This window comes from Nocardioides sp. S5-5 (assembly GCF_054954065.1).
The window spans coordinates 1,209,674-1,225,589 of record NZ_CP199913.1 but is presented as its reverse complement, the minus strand read 5'-3'; the positions used below and the strand labels follow the sequence as shown (position 1 = coordinate 1,225,589).

The 15,916-nt window shown below is 71.9% G+C and carries 14 protein-coding genes; 4 read left to right on the top strand and 10 right to left on the bottom strand.

Annotation, left to right across the window (positions count from 1 at the left end):
- Positions 1–132 precede the first annotated feature (132 nt).
- Positions 133–1,122, top strand: a complete 990-nt coding sequence (locus ACUP6Y_RS05780) for a hypothetical protein (protein ID WP_462554720.1) — start codon at positions 133–135, stop codon at positions 1,120–1,122.
- 103 nt (positions 1,123–1,225) lie between these two features.
- Here the strand turns inward: ACUP6Y_RS05780 and ACUP6Y_RS05775 are convergent, their stop codons facing one another.
- The 6 genes from ACUP6Y_RS05775 to ACUP6Y_RS05750 form a co-directional block, all read right to left on the bottom strand.
- On the bottom strand, positions 1,226–1,816 hold the full coding sequence (locus ACUP6Y_RS05775; protein WP_462554719.1) for a DUF3060 domain-containing protein: 591 nt from the start codon (positions 1,814–1,816) through the stop codon (positions 1,226–1,228).
- 60 nt (positions 1,817–1,876) lie between these two features.
- Positions 1,877–3,061 carry an amidohydrolase gene (locus ACUP6Y_RS05770; protein ID WP_462554718.1) on the bottom strand — a complete coding sequence of 395 codons (1,185 nt, stop codon included), beginning with the start codon at positions 3,059–3,061 and terminating at the stop codon, positions 1,877–1,879.
- A gap of 19 nt (positions 3,062–3,080) precedes the next feature.
- Positions 3,081–4,070, bottom strand: a complete 990-nt coding sequence (gene meaB, locus ACUP6Y_RS05765) for a methylmalonyl Co-A mutase-associated GTPase MeaB (protein ID WP_462554717.1) — start codon at positions 4,068–4,070, stop codon at positions 3,081–3,083.
- On the bottom strand, positions 4,070–6,235 hold the full coding sequence (gene scpA / locus ACUP6Y_RS05760) for a methylmalonyl-CoA mutase (RefSeq protein WP_462554716.1): 2,166 nt from the start codon (positions 6,233–6,235) through the stop codon (positions 4,070–4,072). The genes meaB and scpA overlap by 1 nt, the downstream gene beginning before the upstream one ends.
- Complete coding sequence (locus ACUP6Y_RS05755) at positions 6,232–7,971, bottom strand: methylmalonyl-CoA mutase family protein (protein ID WP_462554715.1); 1,740 nt, start codon at positions 7,969–7,971, stop codon at positions 6,232–6,234. Before ACUP6Y_RS05755 ends, scpA begins: the two co-directional genes overlap by 4 nt.
- Positions 7,972–8,069: 98 nt before the next feature.
- Complete coding sequence (locus ACUP6Y_RS05750) at positions 8,070–8,456, bottom strand: VOC family protein (RefSeq protein WP_462554714.1); 387 nt, start codon at positions 8,454–8,456, stop codon at positions 8,070–8,072.
- Positions 8,457–8,549: 93 nt separating this feature from the next.
- On the opposite strand from ACUP6Y_RS05750, the gene ACUP6Y_RS05745 reads away from it, so the two are divergent.
- A complete protein-coding gene (locus tag ACUP6Y_RS05745; RefSeq protein WP_462554713.1) occupies positions 8,550–9,599 on the top strand; it encodes a glycosyltransferase in 1,050 nt (349 codons plus the stop codon).
- A gap of 2 nt (positions 9,600–9,601) precedes the next feature.
- On the opposite strand, the gene ACUP6Y_RS05740 is transcribed toward ACUP6Y_RS05745, so the two are convergent.
- Positions 9,602–10,234 carry a DUF1345 domain-containing protein gene (locus ACUP6Y_RS05740; protein ID WP_462554712.1) on the bottom strand — a complete coding sequence of 211 codons (633 nt, stop codon included), beginning with the start codon at positions 10,232–10,234 and terminating at the stop codon, positions 9,602–9,604.
- A 41-nt stretch (positions 10,235–10,275) separates the two neighbouring features.
- On the opposite strand from ACUP6Y_RS05740, the gene ACUP6Y_RS05735 reads away from it, so the two are divergent.
- Positions 10,276–11,166: a LysR family transcriptional regulator gene (locus ACUP6Y_RS05735; protein WP_462554711.1), complete on the top strand. Its 891-nt coding sequence runs from the start codon at positions 10,276–10,278 to the stop codon at positions 11,164–11,166.
- On the opposite strand, the gene ACUP6Y_RS05730 is transcribed toward ACUP6Y_RS05735, so the two are convergent.
- Positions 11,156–13,456 (bottom strand): FdhF/YdeP family oxidoreductase, encoded by a 2,301-nt coding sequence (locus tag ACUP6Y_RS05730; RefSeq protein WP_462554710.1) that lies wholly within the window; start codon positions 13,454–13,456, stop codon positions 11,156–11,158. The two genes, ACUP6Y_RS05735 and ACUP6Y_RS05730, sit on opposite strands and share 11 nt — an antisense overlap.
- A 126-nt stretch (positions 13,457–13,582) precedes the next feature.
- Here ACUP6Y_RS05730 and ACUP6Y_RS05725 point away from each other — a divergent pair, with 126 nt between their 5' ends.
- Positions 13,583–14,692 (top strand): Dyp-type peroxidase, encoded by a 1,110-nt coding sequence (locus tag ACUP6Y_RS05725; RefSeq protein ID WP_462554709.1) that lies wholly within the window; start codon positions 13,583–13,585, stop codon positions 14,690–14,692.
- 98 nt (positions 14,693–14,790) lie between these two features.
- On the opposite strand, the gene ACUP6Y_RS05720 is transcribed toward ACUP6Y_RS05725, so the two are convergent.
- Positions 14,791–14,967, bottom strand: coding sequence for a hypothetical protein (locus tag ACUP6Y_RS05720; RefSeq protein ID WP_462554708.1), 177 nt, complete (start codon positions 14,965–14,967; stop codon positions 14,791–14,793).
- A 371-nt stretch (positions 14,968–15,338) separates the two neighbouring features.
- Entirely contained in the window at positions 15,339–15,881 is a 543-nt protein-coding gene (locus ACUP6Y_RS05715; protein WP_462554707.1) for a carboxymuconolactone decarboxylase family protein, read from the bottom strand.
- Between the last annotated feature and the right edge of the window lie 35 nt (positions 15,882–15,916).

The window sequence follows — 15,916 nt, the reverse complement described above, 5'->3', positions numbered from 1 at the left end:
GAATCACCTCCTCGGCGGCGATCCCGTCGCTTCTTGCCCGTTGTAATGGGCAAGAAGCGACGGAGCCGGCCAAGAAGTAGCTCCGTCGTCCCGTTGTCCACAGCCGCCAAGATGTCGGCCTGATCGGCTTGAGTGACGGGCACCCTGCTCGACATGTTCCTGCCCTCCGACGACGCACGCCTGCTTCCCCTTCACCTTCGACGCGAGCTCCTGGCGTTGGGGCACACCGACAGATCGCTCGCCGTCGCGGTGAGCCGTGGCGATCTCGAGCGGCCGCGCCGCGGCGCCTACGTCGACGGCCCGACCTGGCGAGCAATGTCCGAGGACGAGCGCTACGCCGTACGATGTCGCGCCGCCTTCGCCCAGGCCAACACCGAGGTCATCCTCAGCCACGTCTCGTCCCTGCCGTTCGAGACCGCTCCGCTGTGGGGATTCGATCTGCGCGAGGTTCATCTCACCCGGGAGGACGGACTGGCCGGGCGTCGGGAGCGGGGCGTGCGCCGTCATGCCGGCAAGCTCCTTCCCGGTGACGTCGTCGAGACGAACGGGCTTCTCATCACGGCACCGCTCCGCTCGTCGCTCGAAGTCACGATGCTCGGCAGTGCCGAGGCAGGACTGGTCGTCGTGAATCACTTCCTGCATCGAGGCGATTTCGACCTGGAAGCGCTTCGCGCCCGGTACGACGCCACGATGGGCCACTGGCCGAACTCACTCCCGACAGACCTGGTTCTCCGCCTCGCCAACCCGCTGGTCGAATCGGTCGCCGAGACCCGTACCGACTACTTCTGCTTCCGGCGCGGGCTGCCCCGTCCCGTTGCACAGTACGAAGTCTGGGACGGCAGGGTCCTGGTCGCCCGTTTGGACTTCGCGTTCCCGGATCTCGGGTTCTGGATCGAGTTCGACGGACGGGTGAAGTACGAGCGCCATCTGAAGCCCGGCGAGTCCCCCACCGATGCGATCCTGCGTGAGAAGCGCCGGGAACAGATGGTGGCTGAGGTCACCGGCTGGCGTTGCCTCCGCATCACCTGGGCCGATCTGGAGACTCCCGACGCACTCGAACGTAGGATCCGCCGCTTGATGGAGTCCGTCGCCCATGAGCGAGCCCGGCGCAGGACGTCATGAGCTGGCGGCGCCGTACTTCTTGACCGTTGCCCACGCTCCTTGGCCGTTGCAGCGGGCTAGAAGTGTGGGAGTCACCTCCTCGGCGGCGATCCCCACACCAACCTCAGCCGCGGCGATGCACCCGCACGACGTTGTTGGCACCCTTGACCCGCACCTTGGTCTTGCCGGCGCGGACTTTGACGGTGTTGTTGGCGCCACGGATCACGACCTTGCGCAGCTTGCGGTACGTGACCCGGTTGTTGGCGCCCTTGACCTTGACCTTCGCTCCGCGCTCGGCGACCACCTTGTTGTTGGAGCCGACCAGCACCGCGCGGTCGAGGGCCGCGATCCGCAGGTCGACGTTGCTGGCCTGCACTCGCGCGCGCGGCGCGGCGGCGGCGGTGACCGAGTTGTTGGAGCCGGTGACCACGACGGGGCCGAGGGCTCCGGTGGCGGTGACGTCGACGTTCGCGCCGGTCACCATCACGGTCGTGGCGCTGGTCAGGGAGACGGAGAGGTTGCTGCCGTTGAGGATCACCGCCGCGCAGGCGCCGGTGAGCGTGTAGTCCTCGGTGCTGTCGTCGATGGTGACCGGGCCGCCGGTGCAGTCGAGGGTGAGCGCCGCGTGGGCCGGCGCCGGGAGGAGGGCGGTGGCGGCGCCGACCAGGGCGAGGGCGGCGAGGGCGGCGGCCGGGGTGCGCGTGGTCCGAGACATGCCTGCACCCTTGCCGGGGACCGGCGGGCCGAAACCCTGATCCCCCGTAGCCCGTCGCGGCTAGGCCTGGGCCAGCGCGTTGACCGCGACGCCGGCGAGCATCCGGGCGCCGTGCCCGATGGCGGCCTCGTCGACCTCGAAGTCGCCCTGGTGGAGGTCGAAGGTGGGACCGCCGGGGCTGCGGGTGCCGAGGCGGAACATCGCGCCGGGGACCTGCACGAGGTACCAGCCGAAGTCCTCTCCGCCGAGGCTCTGCTCCACCTCGGTGCGGTGGTGCAGGCCGAGCAGGTCGTCGGCGGCCGCGGCGATCATCGCCACGCTGGCGCGGTCGTTGACGACGGGCGGGACGCCCTGGAGGTAGTCGACGTTGGCGATGACGCCGTAGGGCCGCACGATGTCGAGGACCGCCTCGCGGACCACGGCCTCGCACGCCGCCCACGCCTCGGCGTCGAGGATCCGGACCGTGCCGCTGGCGATGCCGTGGTCGGGGATGACATTGGCCGCCGAGCCGGCGCGGAGGATGCCCCACACGACGCTGACGCCGGCGCGCGGGTCCATCCGCCGGCTCAGCACGGCGGGCAGCTCGCTGGTGATCTTGGCCAGCGCGAAGGTCAGGTCGCCGGTGAGGTGGGGGCGCGAGGTGTGCCCGCCGTTGCCCTCGAGACGTACGTCGATCCGGTCGGCCGCGCTGGTGATCGGACCGGACCGCAGGCCGACCGCGCCCACGTCGACCGAAGGGTCGCAGTGCAGGGCGAAGATCCGCGCGACGCCCTCGAGCGCACCGTGGCTGATCAGGTGCCGGGCACCGCCGGGCATGACCTCCTCGGCCGGCTGGAACAGCAGCCGCACCCGCCCCCGCAGCAGGCCCTGGGCATGCAGCTCGGCGAGCGCGTGCCCGGCGCCGACGAGGGCGGTGGTGTGGACGTCGTGCCCGCAGGCGTGGGCGACCCCGGCGACGGTGCTGGTCCAGGGGTCGGTGGTCAGGTCCGCGACGGGCAGGGCGTCGAGGTCGGCCCGCAGCGCCACCGTGGGCCCGCTCTCCCCCAGATCGGCGATCACGCCGCTGCGCGGCATCCGGCTGATCCGCCAGCCGGAGCGCTCGAGCTGCTCGACGACCCGCCCGGAGGTGCGCTGCTCCTGCCAGGACACCTCGGGGTGCCGGTGGAGGTCGCGGCGCAGCTCGACCAGCTCGTCGTCGTACTTCGCGACGACGGAGTCGACCAGGGTCAGCGCTGCGTCCACCACCTCTCCAGACTATGCCGCCTCAGCGATCGGCGTCGTAGGCCGCCAGCAGGCGGTCGGCCGCGAGGGGCGCGGTGAGCTCGCCGCCCAGCAGCGCCGAGCGTACGTCGGCCTGCACCGCCTTCACGCCGGGGCTGTGCCGCAGCCGCTGGTCCAGCTCGTCGCGGACCAGCGCCCAGGTGAAGTCGAGCTGCTGCTCGGCGCGCTTGTGGGCCAGCCCGTCGGCGCCGAGGTGGTCACGGTGGCGGAGCACCTGATCCCAGACCTCGTCGACCCGGGCGCCGGTGAGGCCGGAGCAGGTGACGACGGGCGGCGCCCACTCGGCGTGCCCGCGGACCAGGCGCAGCGCGCCGGCGAGGTCGCGGGCGGCCACCCGGGCCTCCTGCTCGCGGGCCGGGTCGTCGGGGTCGGCCTTGTTGACCGCGATCACGTCGGCGATCTCGAGGATGCCCTTCTTGATCCCCTGCAGCTGGTCGCCGGTGCGGGCCAGGGTGAGGAACAAGAAGGTGTCGACCATCCCGGACACGGTCACCTCGGACTGGCCGACGCCGACGGTCTCGACCAGGACGACGTCGTACCCGGCGGCCTCGAGGACCGCCATCGCCTGGGTGGTCGCCCGGGCCACGCCGCCGAGGGTGCCGGCCGACGGCGAGGGGCGGATGAAGGCGTTCGGGTGCGCCGAGAGCGTCGCCATCCGGGTCTTGTCGCCGAGCACCGAGCCGCCGGTGCGCACCGAGGACGGGTCGACGGCGAGCACGCCGACCTTGTGCCCGGCGGCCGTCAGCAGGCCGCCGAGCGATTCGATGAAGGTCGACTTGCCGACGCCGGGCACGCCGGAGATGCCGACCCGCACGGCCGGCGTCCGCTCGGTCGCGTCGCCGGCCAGCGCCAGCAGCAGCTCGCGCGCGGTCTCGCGATGCCGAGGCGCGGTCGACTCGACCAGCGTGATGGCCCGCGCCATGGTGGCGCGGTGCCCGGCACGCAGGCCGGCGAGCAGGTCGTCGACCTGCATCAGTGACCGAGGGTCGTCCGCAGCCTCGCCAGCAGGTCGAGCGCGGACTCCGCGATCACCGTGCCGGGGAGGAACACCGCGGCGGCGCCCATCTCCTTGAGGGTCGGTACGTCGTCGGGCGGGATCACGCCTCCGATGACGACCATGATGTCGTCGCGGCCCTGCTCGGCCAGCGCGGTCTTCAGCGCGGGCAGCAGGGTGAGGTGGCCGGCGGCGAGCGACGACACACCGACGATGTGCACGTCGGCGTCGATCGCCTGCTGCGCGACCTCCTCGGGCGTGGAGAACAGCGGACCCACGTCGACGTCGAAGCCGAGGTCGGCGAAGGCGGACACGACGACCTTCTGACCGCGGTCGTGTCCGTCCTGGCCCATCTTGGCGACCAGGATGCGCGGCCGGCGTCCCTCGGCCTCGGCGAACTCGTCGGTGGCCACGCGGGCCTGGGTGACGAGGGTGTCGCCCTCGCCGTCGTTGGCCAGGTTGGCCTCGTCCCGGTACACGCCGCTGATGGTACGGATCACGGCCTGGTGGCGGCCGTAGACCTTCTCCATCGCGTCGGAGATCTCGCCGACCGTGGCCTTGGCGCGCGCGGCGGCGACGGCCAGGTCGAGCAGGTTGCCCTCGCCGCTCTCGGCGCTGCGGGTGAGGGCATGCAGGGCGGCCTCGACGTCGCCGCCGTCGCGCTCGGCGCGCAGCCGCTCCAGCTTGGCGACCTGCTGGCGGTAGACCTCGTCGTTGTCGACCTTGAGCACCTCCAGCGGGTCCTCGGCCGCCAGCCGGAAGGTGTTGACGCCGATGACCTTCTGCGCGCCGGAGTCGATCCGCGCCTGGGTGCGGGCCGCGGCCTCCTCGATGCGCATCTTCGGGATGCCCTGCTCGATCGCGGCGGCCATGCCGCCGGCGGCCTCGGCCTCCTGGATGTGCGCCCACGCGCGCTCGGCGAGGTCGTGGGTCAGCTTCTCGACGTAGTAGGAGCCGGCCCACGGGTCGATGGTCTGGGTCGTCCCCGACTCCTGCTGCAGCAGCAGCTGGGTGTTGCGGGCGATGCGCGCGGAGAAGTCGGTCGGCAGCGCGATCGCCTCGTCCAGCGCGTTGGTGTGCAGCGACTGGGTGTGGCCCTGGGTCGCGGCCATCGCCTCGATCGCGGTGCGCCCGACGTTGTTGAACACGTCCTGCGCGGTGAGCGACCAGCCGGAGGTCTGCGAGTGGGTGCGCAGCGAGAGCGACTTCGGGTTCTGCGGGTCGAACTGGCGCACCAGCCGGCTCCACAGCGCGCGGGCCGCGCGCATCTTGGCGACCTCCATGTAGAAGTTCATGCCGATCGCCCAGAAGAAGGACAGGCGGGGCGCGAACTGGTCGATGGTCAGGCCCGACTCGAGGCCCGCACGGATGTACTCGACGCCGTCGGCCAGCGTGTACGCCAGCTCGAGGTCGGCGGTCGCCCCGGCCTCCTGCATGTGGTAGCCGGAGATCGAGATCGAGTTGAACCGCGGCATCTTCTGGCTGGTGAACGCGAAGATGTCGGAGATGATCCGCATCGACGGCGCCGGCGGGTAGATGTAGGTGTTGCGGACCATGAACTCCTTGAGGATGTCGTTCTGGATGGTCCCCGAGAGCTGCTCCGGCTTCACCCCCTGCTCCTCGGCCGCGGCGATGTAGAGCGCGAGCACCGGGAGCACCGCGCCGTTCATCGTCATCGAGACGGACATCTGGTCCAGCGGGATGCCGTCGAACAGGGTGCGGGTGTCGTAGATCGAGTCGATCGCCACGCCCGCCATGCCGACGTCGCCGCGCACCCGCGGGTGGTCGGAGTCGTAGCCGCGGTGGGTCGCGAGGTCGAAGGCGACCGAGAGGCCCTTCTGGCCGGCCGCGAGGTTGCGGCGGTAGAAGGCGTTGGACTCCTCCGCGGTGGAGAAGCCGGCGTACTGCCGGATGGTCCACGGCTGGGTGGTGTACATCGTCGGGTAGGGCCCGCGCAGGAACGGGCTCAGGCCCGGGAAGGTGTCGAGCGCGTCGAGGCCGGTGAGGTCGGCGGGCCCGTACGACGGCGCGATCTCGATCCCCTCGGGGCTCTTCCAGCCCTCCCCCCGGGGCGGGGTGGGCGCGGCGGCCGCGGCCTGGTCGGCGGCGAGCGAGAGGCCCGCGAAGCTCTTCGGAATGCTCATGCCAGGGCCTCCCGGGTCCGGTTGAGGAACGCCAGCGCGTCGACACCCATCGCCGCGCTGTCGTCGACGCTGTGCCCCTCTCCTAGGGCAGTGGCCTTGCCGGCGATGATCACGTGGCTCGCGCCGGCCTCGCGCAGGGCGGCCGCCGCGGCGGCGCCCCACTCGTCGTAGACCGCGTCGGTGCCGGCGAGGCAGACGACCGGCTGGCCCTGGTAGGCGGCGCGCAGGTCGTCGACGCCCGCCGTCGCGCCGGCGACCTCGACCGCGATCCCGCCGGCGGCGAGCAGGTTGCTCACGAAGGTGGCGCGGGCGGTGTGCTGGGCGATGGTGCCGAGCGTGGCGAGGAAGACCGGCTTCGCGGCGGGCTCGTCGCGCAGCGCCTCGAAGGAGGCGCCGTAGCGGCGCACCCGGTCGTTGAGCGGGTCCGCGTCGCGCTCGGGCAGGGTCTCGCCGAGGTTGGGGAACTCGCTGACGCCGGTCAGCGGGCGCCTGCGGCGGGCGATGTCGGCCTCGCGCTCCTCGACCACGGCCGCGATCCGGGCGCGGAACGGGTCGAAGTCGTGGCCGTCCTCCCACTCGGACTCGAGCTGCTGGAACTGCGCCCAGCCGGCGGCAGCGAGGTCGGCGGTGAGCTGCTCGACGGCGTACGCGCCGCCGGCCGGGTCGGCGACCGCGGCGACGTGGGACTCGTCGATGAGCAGGTGGTTGACGTTGCGCGCGATCCGGCGGCCGAAGCCGTCGGGGCGGCCGTTGGCGCTGTCGAAGGGCAGCACGGTGACTGCGTCGGCGCCGCCGACACCGGCGGCGAAGGCCGCGACGGTGCCACGCAGCATGTTGACGTAGGGGTCGTACTTGCTGAGCATCGGCCGGCTGGTCACGGCGTGCTGGCGCTGGGCGACCGGGCTCTCGACCCCGCTGAGCTCGAGGACTCGCGCCCACAGCACCCGCGCGGCCCGCAGCTTGGCGATGGTCGGGAACTGCTCGTCCGTGGCGGCGTACCGGAACTCGACCTGGTCGGCCGCGTCCTCGACCGACAGACCGTGATCGGTCAGCCAGTGCAGGTAGGCGACGCCGACGGCGATCGACCAGCCGAGCTCCTGCCCGTCGCTGGCACCGAGGTCGTGGGCCGCGGTCGCGTCGACGACGATCGCACGGACGTCGTTCTGGTTCGCCTTGCGCGCCAGCGTCTGCAGCTCCGCGACGGCCTCGTCGACCGCGAGCGGGATGTCGCGCAGCATCACGCCGAGCGGGTCGATGCCGAGGTTGCTGTCAGGATGCTTGGCGCCGGGCAGGGCCAAGAACGCCTCTGCCACCTGCGTGGTCGCCGACGGCGCGTCGAGGACGACGGGCGCCAGGTCGAGCAGCACGTCCTTCAGCGTCGCGGCCACGTCGGTCTCGGCGTCGGCCGCCAGCCACAGGCTGGTCACGCCCCCGTCGAGGTCGACCAGCGCCGCCTCGTTGGCGAGCTGGGCGTCGGGGCCGGACACCAGGCTGCGGATGTCCCACGCGCCGCGGCGGGTCGGACGTACGGCGGTCGCCGGGCCACCCGGCAGACCGAGCGGCGTGATGCCGATGCCGTCGAGGGTGGTGCGGGTCAGCTTGTCCCACACGGCGCTGTCGGGGTCGCTGTCGCCGAGCTTGCGGGTCTTGCGCAGCACGGCGGCGGTGGCGGCCTCCCACTCGGCGCGCGTGTGCGCGTCCTCGGGCTGCGCCAGCGTCAGGGGCGAGTCAGTCACAAGCGGCAAGCCTATCTGTGACAGCGCTCCTGTTACCGAGGTGTGAGATATCTCCGCCTACTGCCGGGTAGCCGATGCGCGATCCCGTGGGCCCGGACCTACGACGACTCGGCGTGCGCAGACCAGTCCGGCAGCTGCTGGAGGGACCAGCGGTTGCCGTCGGGGTCGGAGAAGTACACGAACCGGCCCCACGGCTGGTCGTCCACCGGAGTCACCTCGATGCCGCGGCCGGCCAGCTCCGCGCGGACCGCGTCGGCGTCGGCGACCACCGCCTGCAGGTTGTCGAGCGAGCCGGGCGGCATGGTGGTGAGTCCCTTGCCGATCGCGATCGAGCAGGCCGAGCCCGGTGGCGTGAGCTGCACGAACCGGACCTCCTCGCTGACCGTGTGGTCGTGGTCGGCGTTGAAGCCGGCCCGCACGTAGAACTCCTTGGCCCGGTCGACGTCGGTCACAGGCACGGTCACCAGCTCGAGCTTCATGTCCATGCCCGCCACGCTAGGTGACGGCACCGACAACCGTTCACCCCGACGCCACCCGGCCGGTGACCTCCCGCCATGTCGGAGGCCCACCGTGGCGACATGAGGATCGCCTTGGCCACCGAGTCGTTCTACCCCGCCGTCGACAGCACCACCACGACCCTGAAGGCGACCGTCGACCGGCTGGTCGACCACGGCCACGTGGTGCGGATCATCGCCCCCGGCCCGGGGCTGGCGAGCTACCGCGGCTGCGACGTCGTACGGGTCCGGCCGCTGGAGCCGACGGGGGCGCAGGTGCGCGACGCGATCGAGCGGTTCGCGCCCGACCTGGTCCAGGTCCACTCCCCCCGCGCCGTGGGCCGCAAGGCGCTCAAGCATGCCGCCCGCGCCGGGGTCCCGACCCTCGCCGTCGAACAGTCGCCGGTGCTCGACCTGGCCGCCGACTACTGGCGGGCCAAGGTCGCCGAGCGCGCCGACCGGGTCCTGGTCACCTCGCCGTGGATGGTCGGGCGGGCGGCCGAGCTCGGCGTCGACGCCGCCCTCTGGGAGCCGGGCGTGGACCCGCTCGCGTTCACCCCCACGCTGCGCGACCCGTGGCTGCACCAGTCCTGGTCGCGCGCCAGGTCGGGCAGCGGCCAGGTCGTCGTCGGGTACGTCGGCGGCCTGCACAAGGCGGCCGGCGTACGGCGTCTGGCGGCCCTGGCCGACGTCCCCGGGATCCGGCTGGTCGTCGTCGGCGGTGGACCGGACCGCGAGTGGCTGGCCCGGCGGCTGCCGGGCGCCCGGTTCACCGGGCCGCTGTCCGTCGGCGACCTGACGGTGGCCGTACCGACGCTCGACGTCCTCGTCCACCCCGGCGAGCACGCGACCGACTGCCACGCGCTGCGCGAGGCGGGCGCGTCCGGGGTCCCGGTCGTCGCTCCGCGAGCCGGCGGTGCCCGGACGGTGGTCGAGCACCTGCAGACCGGTGTCCTGTACGACCCCGCCGACCCTCGCGATCTGGTGCGCGCGGTCGCCGCGGTGGCCGCGGACCCGTACCGCCACCTGCTCGGCGCCGCCGGTCGGGAACGGGCGCTGCGGCGGACCTGGGCCGAGGCGGTCGACGCGCTGGTCGCGACGGCGTACCCGCTGCCGGCGCCGGTCGTGGCCTGAGCTCAGGCCACGATCCCGACGACCAGGTTGATGGTGGTCGCGATGATGGCCGCGCCGAAGACGTAGGACAGCAGACAGTGACGCAGCACGACGGCCCGGATCGCGCCGCTCCGCACGGCGGTGTCGGAGACCTGGTAGGTCATGCCGAGGTTGTAGCTGAAGTAGAGGAAGTCCCGGAACGCCGGCGGCTCGGGGCCGTTGAAGTCGATCCCGCCGTGGGCCTCGGAGTAGTAGAGGTGGGCGTAGCGGGTCGCGTACATCAGGTGCAGCGACGCCCACGCCGCGAACACCCCGCCCAACGCCACCGCGGCGTCCGCGCGGCCGGTCACCGAGGTGCCGACGAGGAGCAGCGCGACCACGCCACCGAGCCCGCCCAGCGCGGCCGCGCCGACGACCACCTCGTCGACGCCGGGGCTCAGGTCCTCGTGGGTCGCGTTGACGCGGGTCGACTCCGCGTCCATCGGCCACAGCACGAGCCAGCCGAACACGACGTAGACGGCACCGGCGACCGCGATCGCCAGCAGCACGGCGAGCTGCGCCTCCACGAGCGAGCCGAGGAGGGCGGCCGCGGCGCCTGCGCCGACCGCGGACAGCAGACGCGGCCAGGCGGTGGCGATCAGGGGCGGGCGCTTCACGTCCCTGACTCTAGGGAGTGCCGAGCCGTAGGGTGACCGCCATGCTGCTGCGCCGGTTGGAGTACCTCGCCGCGCTTGCCCGTGAGGGCCACTTCGGACGGGCCGCCGAGGCGTGCCACGTCACCCAGCCGGCGCTGTCGGCGGGCATCCGCAAGCTCGAGCAGGAGCTCGGCGTGCAGGTCGTCAAGCGGGGCCAGCGGTTCGAGGGGTTCACGCCCGAGGGCGCCGAGGTGCTGCGCTGGGCGCAGCGGATGCTGGCCGAGCGACAGTCGCTGGACCAGACCATCGCCTCGATGCGCGGCGGACTGACCGGCACCCTGCGGATGGGCGCGATCCCGACCGCCCTGACCGTCGCCTCGCTGCTGACCACCCCGATGCGCGAGCAGCACCCGCTGACCACCTTCCTGCTGCTGTCGATGTCCTCACGCGAGATCGTGCGCCGCCTCAACGACTTCGACATCGACGTCGGCATGACCTACGTCGACGGCGAGCCGCTGGGCCGGGTGCGCGTGGTCCCGCTGTACCGCGAGCGCTACCTCTTCCTCACCCCGACCGACGGCGCCTACGGGAGCGCCGAGACGGTGACCTGGGCCGAGGCGGCGCGCTCGCCGCTGTGCCTGCTGACCGGCGACATGCAGAACCGCCGGATCATCGACGGCCACCTCGCCGACACCGGCGTCGACAGCAGGGTCGTCGTCGAGACCGACACCGTCTCCGCGGTCTACGCGCACGTCGCGTCGATGGGCCTGTCGAGCGTGGTGCCGCACGCGTGGCTGCCGACCTTCGGCGTGCCCGAGGGACTGCGCGCGATCCCGCTGCCGAAGCCGCGGCGCACCCACCAGGTGGGGCTGGTCCTGGCCGGTCACGGGCCGGAGTCACTGGTGGCGCAGGCCCTGGTCGAGACCGCGCGCGGGGTGGACCTCAGCCCCTGACCGGCTCCAGCCGCACGATCACGCCCTTGGACGTGGGCGTGTTGCTGACCTCGGCCACGCTGTCGAGCGGGACGAGCACGTTGGTCTCGGGATAGTAGGACGCCGCCGAGCCGCGCGCCGCGGGGTAGGCGACGACCCGGAAGCCCTCCGCGCGCCGCTCGCTGCCGTCGGTCCAGATGCTCACGATGTCGACCAGGTCGCGGTCGGCGAGCCCGAGCTCGGCGAGGTCGTCGGGGTTGACCATGACGATCCGGCGTGCGTCGTGGATGCCGCGATAGCGGTCGTTCATGGCGTACGGGATGGTGTTCCACTGGTCGTGGGAGCGCAGGCTCTGCAGCACCAGATGGCCGGCCGGCGGCGCGATCATCTCGAGCGCGTTGCAGGTGAAGACGGCCTTGCCGCTCGGCGTCGGGAAGCGGCCCTCGTTGACCGGGTTGGGCAGCCGGAAGCCCCCGGGTACGGCGACGCGCGCGTTGAAGTCCTCGAAACCCGGCACCACCCGGGCGATCCGGTCGCGCACGAGCGCGTAGTCGGCCTCGAAGTCCTCCCACGGGATCACGCCGCCCTCACCGAGGGTGCGGCGGGCGAGTCGGCCGATGATCGCGACCTCGCTGAGCAGGTCGGGCGAGGCGGGGTCGAGCCGGCCACGGGACTGATGCACCTCGCTCATCGAGTCCTCGACGGTCACGAACTGCTCGCCGGTGGCCTGGACGTCGCGGTCGCTGCGCCCCAGGGTCGGCAGGATCAGGGCGGTCTCGCCGCACACCGTGTGGGAGCGGTTGAGCTTGGTCGAGATCTGCACCGTCAGCGAGCAGGACCGCAGGGCGGCCTCGGTGACGTCGCTGTCGGACATCGCCCGCACGAAGTTGCCGGCGACTCCGACGAACACCCGCGCCCTGCCGTCGCGCATCGCGCGGACGCCGACCACCGAGTCATAGCCGTGGTGGCGCGGCGGCTCGAAGTCGAACTCGGCGCCGAGCGCGTCGAGGAAGCTGTCGGGCACCCGCTCCCAGATGCCCATGGTCCGGTCGCCCTGGACGTTGCTGTGCCCGCGGACCGGGCACACGCCGGCGCCGGGACGGCCCAGGTTGCCGCGCAGCAGCAGGAAGCTGACCAGCTCGCGGATGGTGGGGACGCCGTGCTTGTGCTGGGTCAGGCCCATCGCCCAGCACACGATCACGCTCTTCGCGGCGAGCACCTCGCGATGCACCGCCTCGATCTCCGCACGGGTCAGGCCGGTCGCCTCGAGGACGTGCTCCCAGGTGACGGTGCGGGTGTGGGCGGCGAACTCCTCGAAGCCGGTGGTGTTGGCCGCGATGTAGTCGTGGTCGAGCACGGCATCGTCGGAGCCGGGCGCCGCTGCCTCGTCTGCCTCGAGCAGCAGCCGGTTGAGCATCTGGAAGAGCGCCAGGTCGCCGCCGGGGCGGATCTTGAGGAAGATGTCGGCGATCGAGGTGCCCCGGCCGATCACGCCACGCGGCTTCTGGGGGTTCTTGAACCGGAGCAGCCCGGCCTCCGGCAGCGGGTTGACCGCGATCACCCGGCCGCCGTTGCGCTTGGTCTCCTCGAGCGCCGAGAGCATCCGGGGGTGGTTGGTGCCGGGGTTCTGGCCGACGACGAAGACCAGGTCCGACTCGTGGATGTCGTCGAGGGAGACGCTGCCCTTGCCGATGCCGAGGGTCTCCCCCAGGCCGGAACCGCTCGACTCGTGGCACATGTTCGAGCAGTCGGGCAGGTTGTTGGTGCCGTACGCGCGGGCGAACAGCTGGAGCAGGAAGGCGGCCTCGTTGTTGAGCCGGCCCGACGTGTAGAACATCGCCTCGTCGGGCGAGGCGAGGCCGTTGAGCTCGTCGGCGACGATCCCGAGGGCGTCGTCCCAGCCGATCGGCTCGTAGTGGGTGGCGCCGGGCCGCTTCACCATCGGCTCGGTGAGCCGACCCTGGTGGTTGAGCCACATGTCCGACTTCGTGTCGAGCTCGGCGATCGAGTGCTCGGCGAAGAAGTCTCGGGTGACGCGGCGGGTGGTCGCCTCGTCGTTGACGTGCTTGGCGCCGTTCTCGCAGTACTCGTTCTTGTGCCGGTGCTTCGGGTCCGGCCAGGCGCAGCCGGGGCAGTCGATGCCCTCGGCCTGGTTGAGGCTGAGCAGGGTGAGCATCGTCCGCTTGGGCCCGGCCTGGGCCAGGGAGTACTCCATGGCGTGGGCGACGGCGGGCACGCCGGCGGCGTACGTCTTCGGCGGGGTGACCGTGAGGTCGTCCTGGGGGTCCACGTCCGGCCGCGACTTGCTCATGCTTGCAGGGTCCCTCGCGGCGCGTCGGCCGTCAAACATCATTCGCCCATGGCTTGATAGACAACGGTGATCACCGTGTTCTCGTGGGTGCTGGCCAGCCGGGCGCACATCGGCGAGGATCGCTCCGTGCCCACTCCCCAGGCCGTCCTCGCGCCCCTCACCGAGGCGGCGATCTTCCTGACACTCGCCCTCGACCCGGACACCGGCGACGAGGGCACCGCGACGGTTCGCGCCCTGCTCGCCGACGTGTCCGGGCTGCGGCGCTCGGTCGGGTTCCGCATCCCCGAGGGCGAGCTGACCTGTGTCGTCGGCATCGGCGCGCACGCCTGGGACCGGCTGTTCGACGCGGCCCGGCCCGCCCACCTCCACCCGTTCCGGGCGCTCACCGGCGCCCGGCACCACGCCCCGGCCACGGCCGGCGACCTGTTCGTCCACCTCCGGGCACACCGGATGGACCTGTGCTTCGAGCTCGCCCAGCACCTCACCGAGCGGCTGGGCGGCGTCGCCCGCGTCGTCGACGAGGTGCATGGCTTCCGCTCCTTCGACCAGCGCGACATGCTCGGCTTCGTCGACGGCACCGAGAACCCCGAGGGCGACGAGCGGGCCGCGGCCGTGCTGATCGGCGACGAGGACCCGTCGTACGCCGGCGGCAGCTATGTCATCACCCAGAAGTACCTGCACGACCTCGGCGCCTGGGACGCGCTGAGCGTCGAGGACCAGGAGCGGGCGATCGGGCGCACCAAGCTGTCCGACATCGAGATGCCCGACGACGTGTTGCCGAGCAACTCCCACGTCGCGCTCAACACCATCGTCGACGAGGACGGCGTCGAGCACGACATCCTGCGCGACAACATGCCGTTCGGCCGGGTCGGCGCGGGCGAGTACGGGACGTACTTCATCGGCTACGCCCGCGACCCCGGCGTCACCGAGCAGATGCTGGAGAACATGTTCGTCGGCAGGCCGCCCGGCAACCACGACCGGATCCTCGACTTCTCGACCGCGGTCACCGGCACCCTCTTCTTCGTCCCGACCGTCGACCTCCTCGACGCGGCGGACGACGACCCGGTGCCGCTGGGCACCACCGCACCCGCGACCTCCGCCGAACCCGCGACACCGACCGGTCCCGCGGACAGCTCACTGGCCATCGGATCACTGAAGGGAGGCCGCAAGGAAGCTGGAAGGTCGCGAAGCACCTCCGTCATCTCGACGGATGCGGCTGTCTCGCACCGGGTTTGATGGAGACATCGAAACCGGTGCGAGACACAGATGCCCTGCGTCACCCAGCCCGACGTCGTACGGCGCAGGGTTCCGGCGCATCGTGCCTGGCCGACGACCTAGCTGAGGAAGAGCGCGTTGCCGCCGACCATGCGCCACACCTCCTCCACCACCATGTCGACGACGTGGCCCGGCAGCATCTCCACGAACGGTTCGGCATCGGCCCGGTCGAACTTGTCGACGGCGCTCAGCACACTCTGCGCGTCGTGGACCAGGTCTGCCAGGATCGTCGGCATCTGCGCGGACTCACCAGCGCACGCTGGCCACCAGGGTGCGCTGGTGACAGCGCTGCGACGCCCGCAACGCGACACCCAGCGACACCTCGTTGCACTGGCCAGGTCACCGATGGCCAACGCCCGCCTGCGGGAAGGGCGGCCAGGGGTGCCGCGACCATCGCCGTCAGCGACCTCGCGCACGGGTCGACCAGGTGGGACTTGCCCACACCTCTTCGCCGCACAACAACACGCGCCGACCGCCGGAACCGCCAACGCCGAGCGCACCGCGCTCAAGTCAGCGCCTCGCCCTCGCCCGATTGTCCTCACCTGAGGACTCTGGCCAATTCGGCGGACCGCCACCTGCGATTCCGCCCTTTTCGGCCGGCACCCGTTCAGTCCGGATCGCCCTCGTCCACTCGCAGCACCCGCATCTGCATGGCCAGCAGGGAGTAGTAGCCGACAATGGTGGTCAGTTCGAAGACGTGCTCTGCGGTCAGCGGCGGCACGCAGCGGGCCCAGGTCTCGTCGTTCAGGTCGCCGTCGGCGAGAGCGGCGGTGACCTCGACGACAGCGCGTTCCACCGGGTCGGCCAGCTCCGGAACGCTACCCTCCCGCAGGCTGAGGATCTCCTCGCGGGACAGGCCGGCGGCACGTCCGAGGACCTGGTGGGCCGAGAGCTCGAAGCGGCTTCCTCGGTGCGCCGCCACGATCATGATCGACAGCTCCCGTGACCGAGGACTCAGGCGACCCCGGAACCGAACGGCCGCACCGAGTTGCTGCAGCGCGTGCCCGAGGTCGGGAACGAGTAGGAAGCCGCCGAAGGGCCCCCGGAGCGCGCCGTCGGCGTCTGCGAGGGCGAAGCCGCCGTCTCGGCGCGGCCCCGTCAGGATCGTCTCGTACAACTCGGTCTGGGCGGATGTCAGCTGCGCAGGCACCAGTCGTGGCTGCCGGCTTCCCGACCGGTCGGCCC

Excerpts from the sequence above, each read along its gene's own strand:
- ACUP6Y_RS05775 (WP_462554719.1), bottom strand. The coding sequence starts at position 1,816 with ATGTCTCGGACCACGCGCACCCCGGCCGCCGCCCTCGCCGCCCTCGCC.
- meaB (WP_462554717.1), bottom strand. The coding sequence starts at position 4,070 with ATGCAGGTCGACGACCTGCTCGCCGGCCTGCGTGCCGGGCACCGCGCC.
- scpA (WP_462554716.1), bottom strand. The coding sequence starts at position 6,235 with ATGAGCATTCCGAAGAGCTTCGCGGGCCTCTCGCTCGCCGCCGACCAG.
- ACUP6Y_RS05750 (WP_462554714.1), bottom strand. The coding sequence starts at position 8,456 with ATGGACATGAAGCTCGAGCTGGTGACCGTGCCTGTGACCGACGTCGAC.
- ACUP6Y_RS05745 (WP_462554713.1), top strand. The coding sequence starts at position 8,550 with ATGAGGATCGCCTTGGCCACCGAGTCGTTCTACCCCGCCGTCGACAGC.
- ACUP6Y_RS05735 (WP_462554711.1), top strand. The coding sequence starts at position 10,276 with ATGCTGCTGCGCCGGTTGGAGTACCTCGCCGCGCTTGCCCGTGAGGGC.
- ACUP6Y_RS05730 (WP_462554710.1), bottom strand. The coding sequence starts at position 13,456 with ATGAGCAAGTCGCGGCCGGACGTGGACCCCCAGGACGACCTCACGGTC.
- ACUP6Y_RS05720 (WP_462554708.1), bottom strand. The coding sequence starts at position 14,967 with ATGCCGACGATCCTGGCAGACCTGGTCCACGACGCGCAGAGTGTGCTG.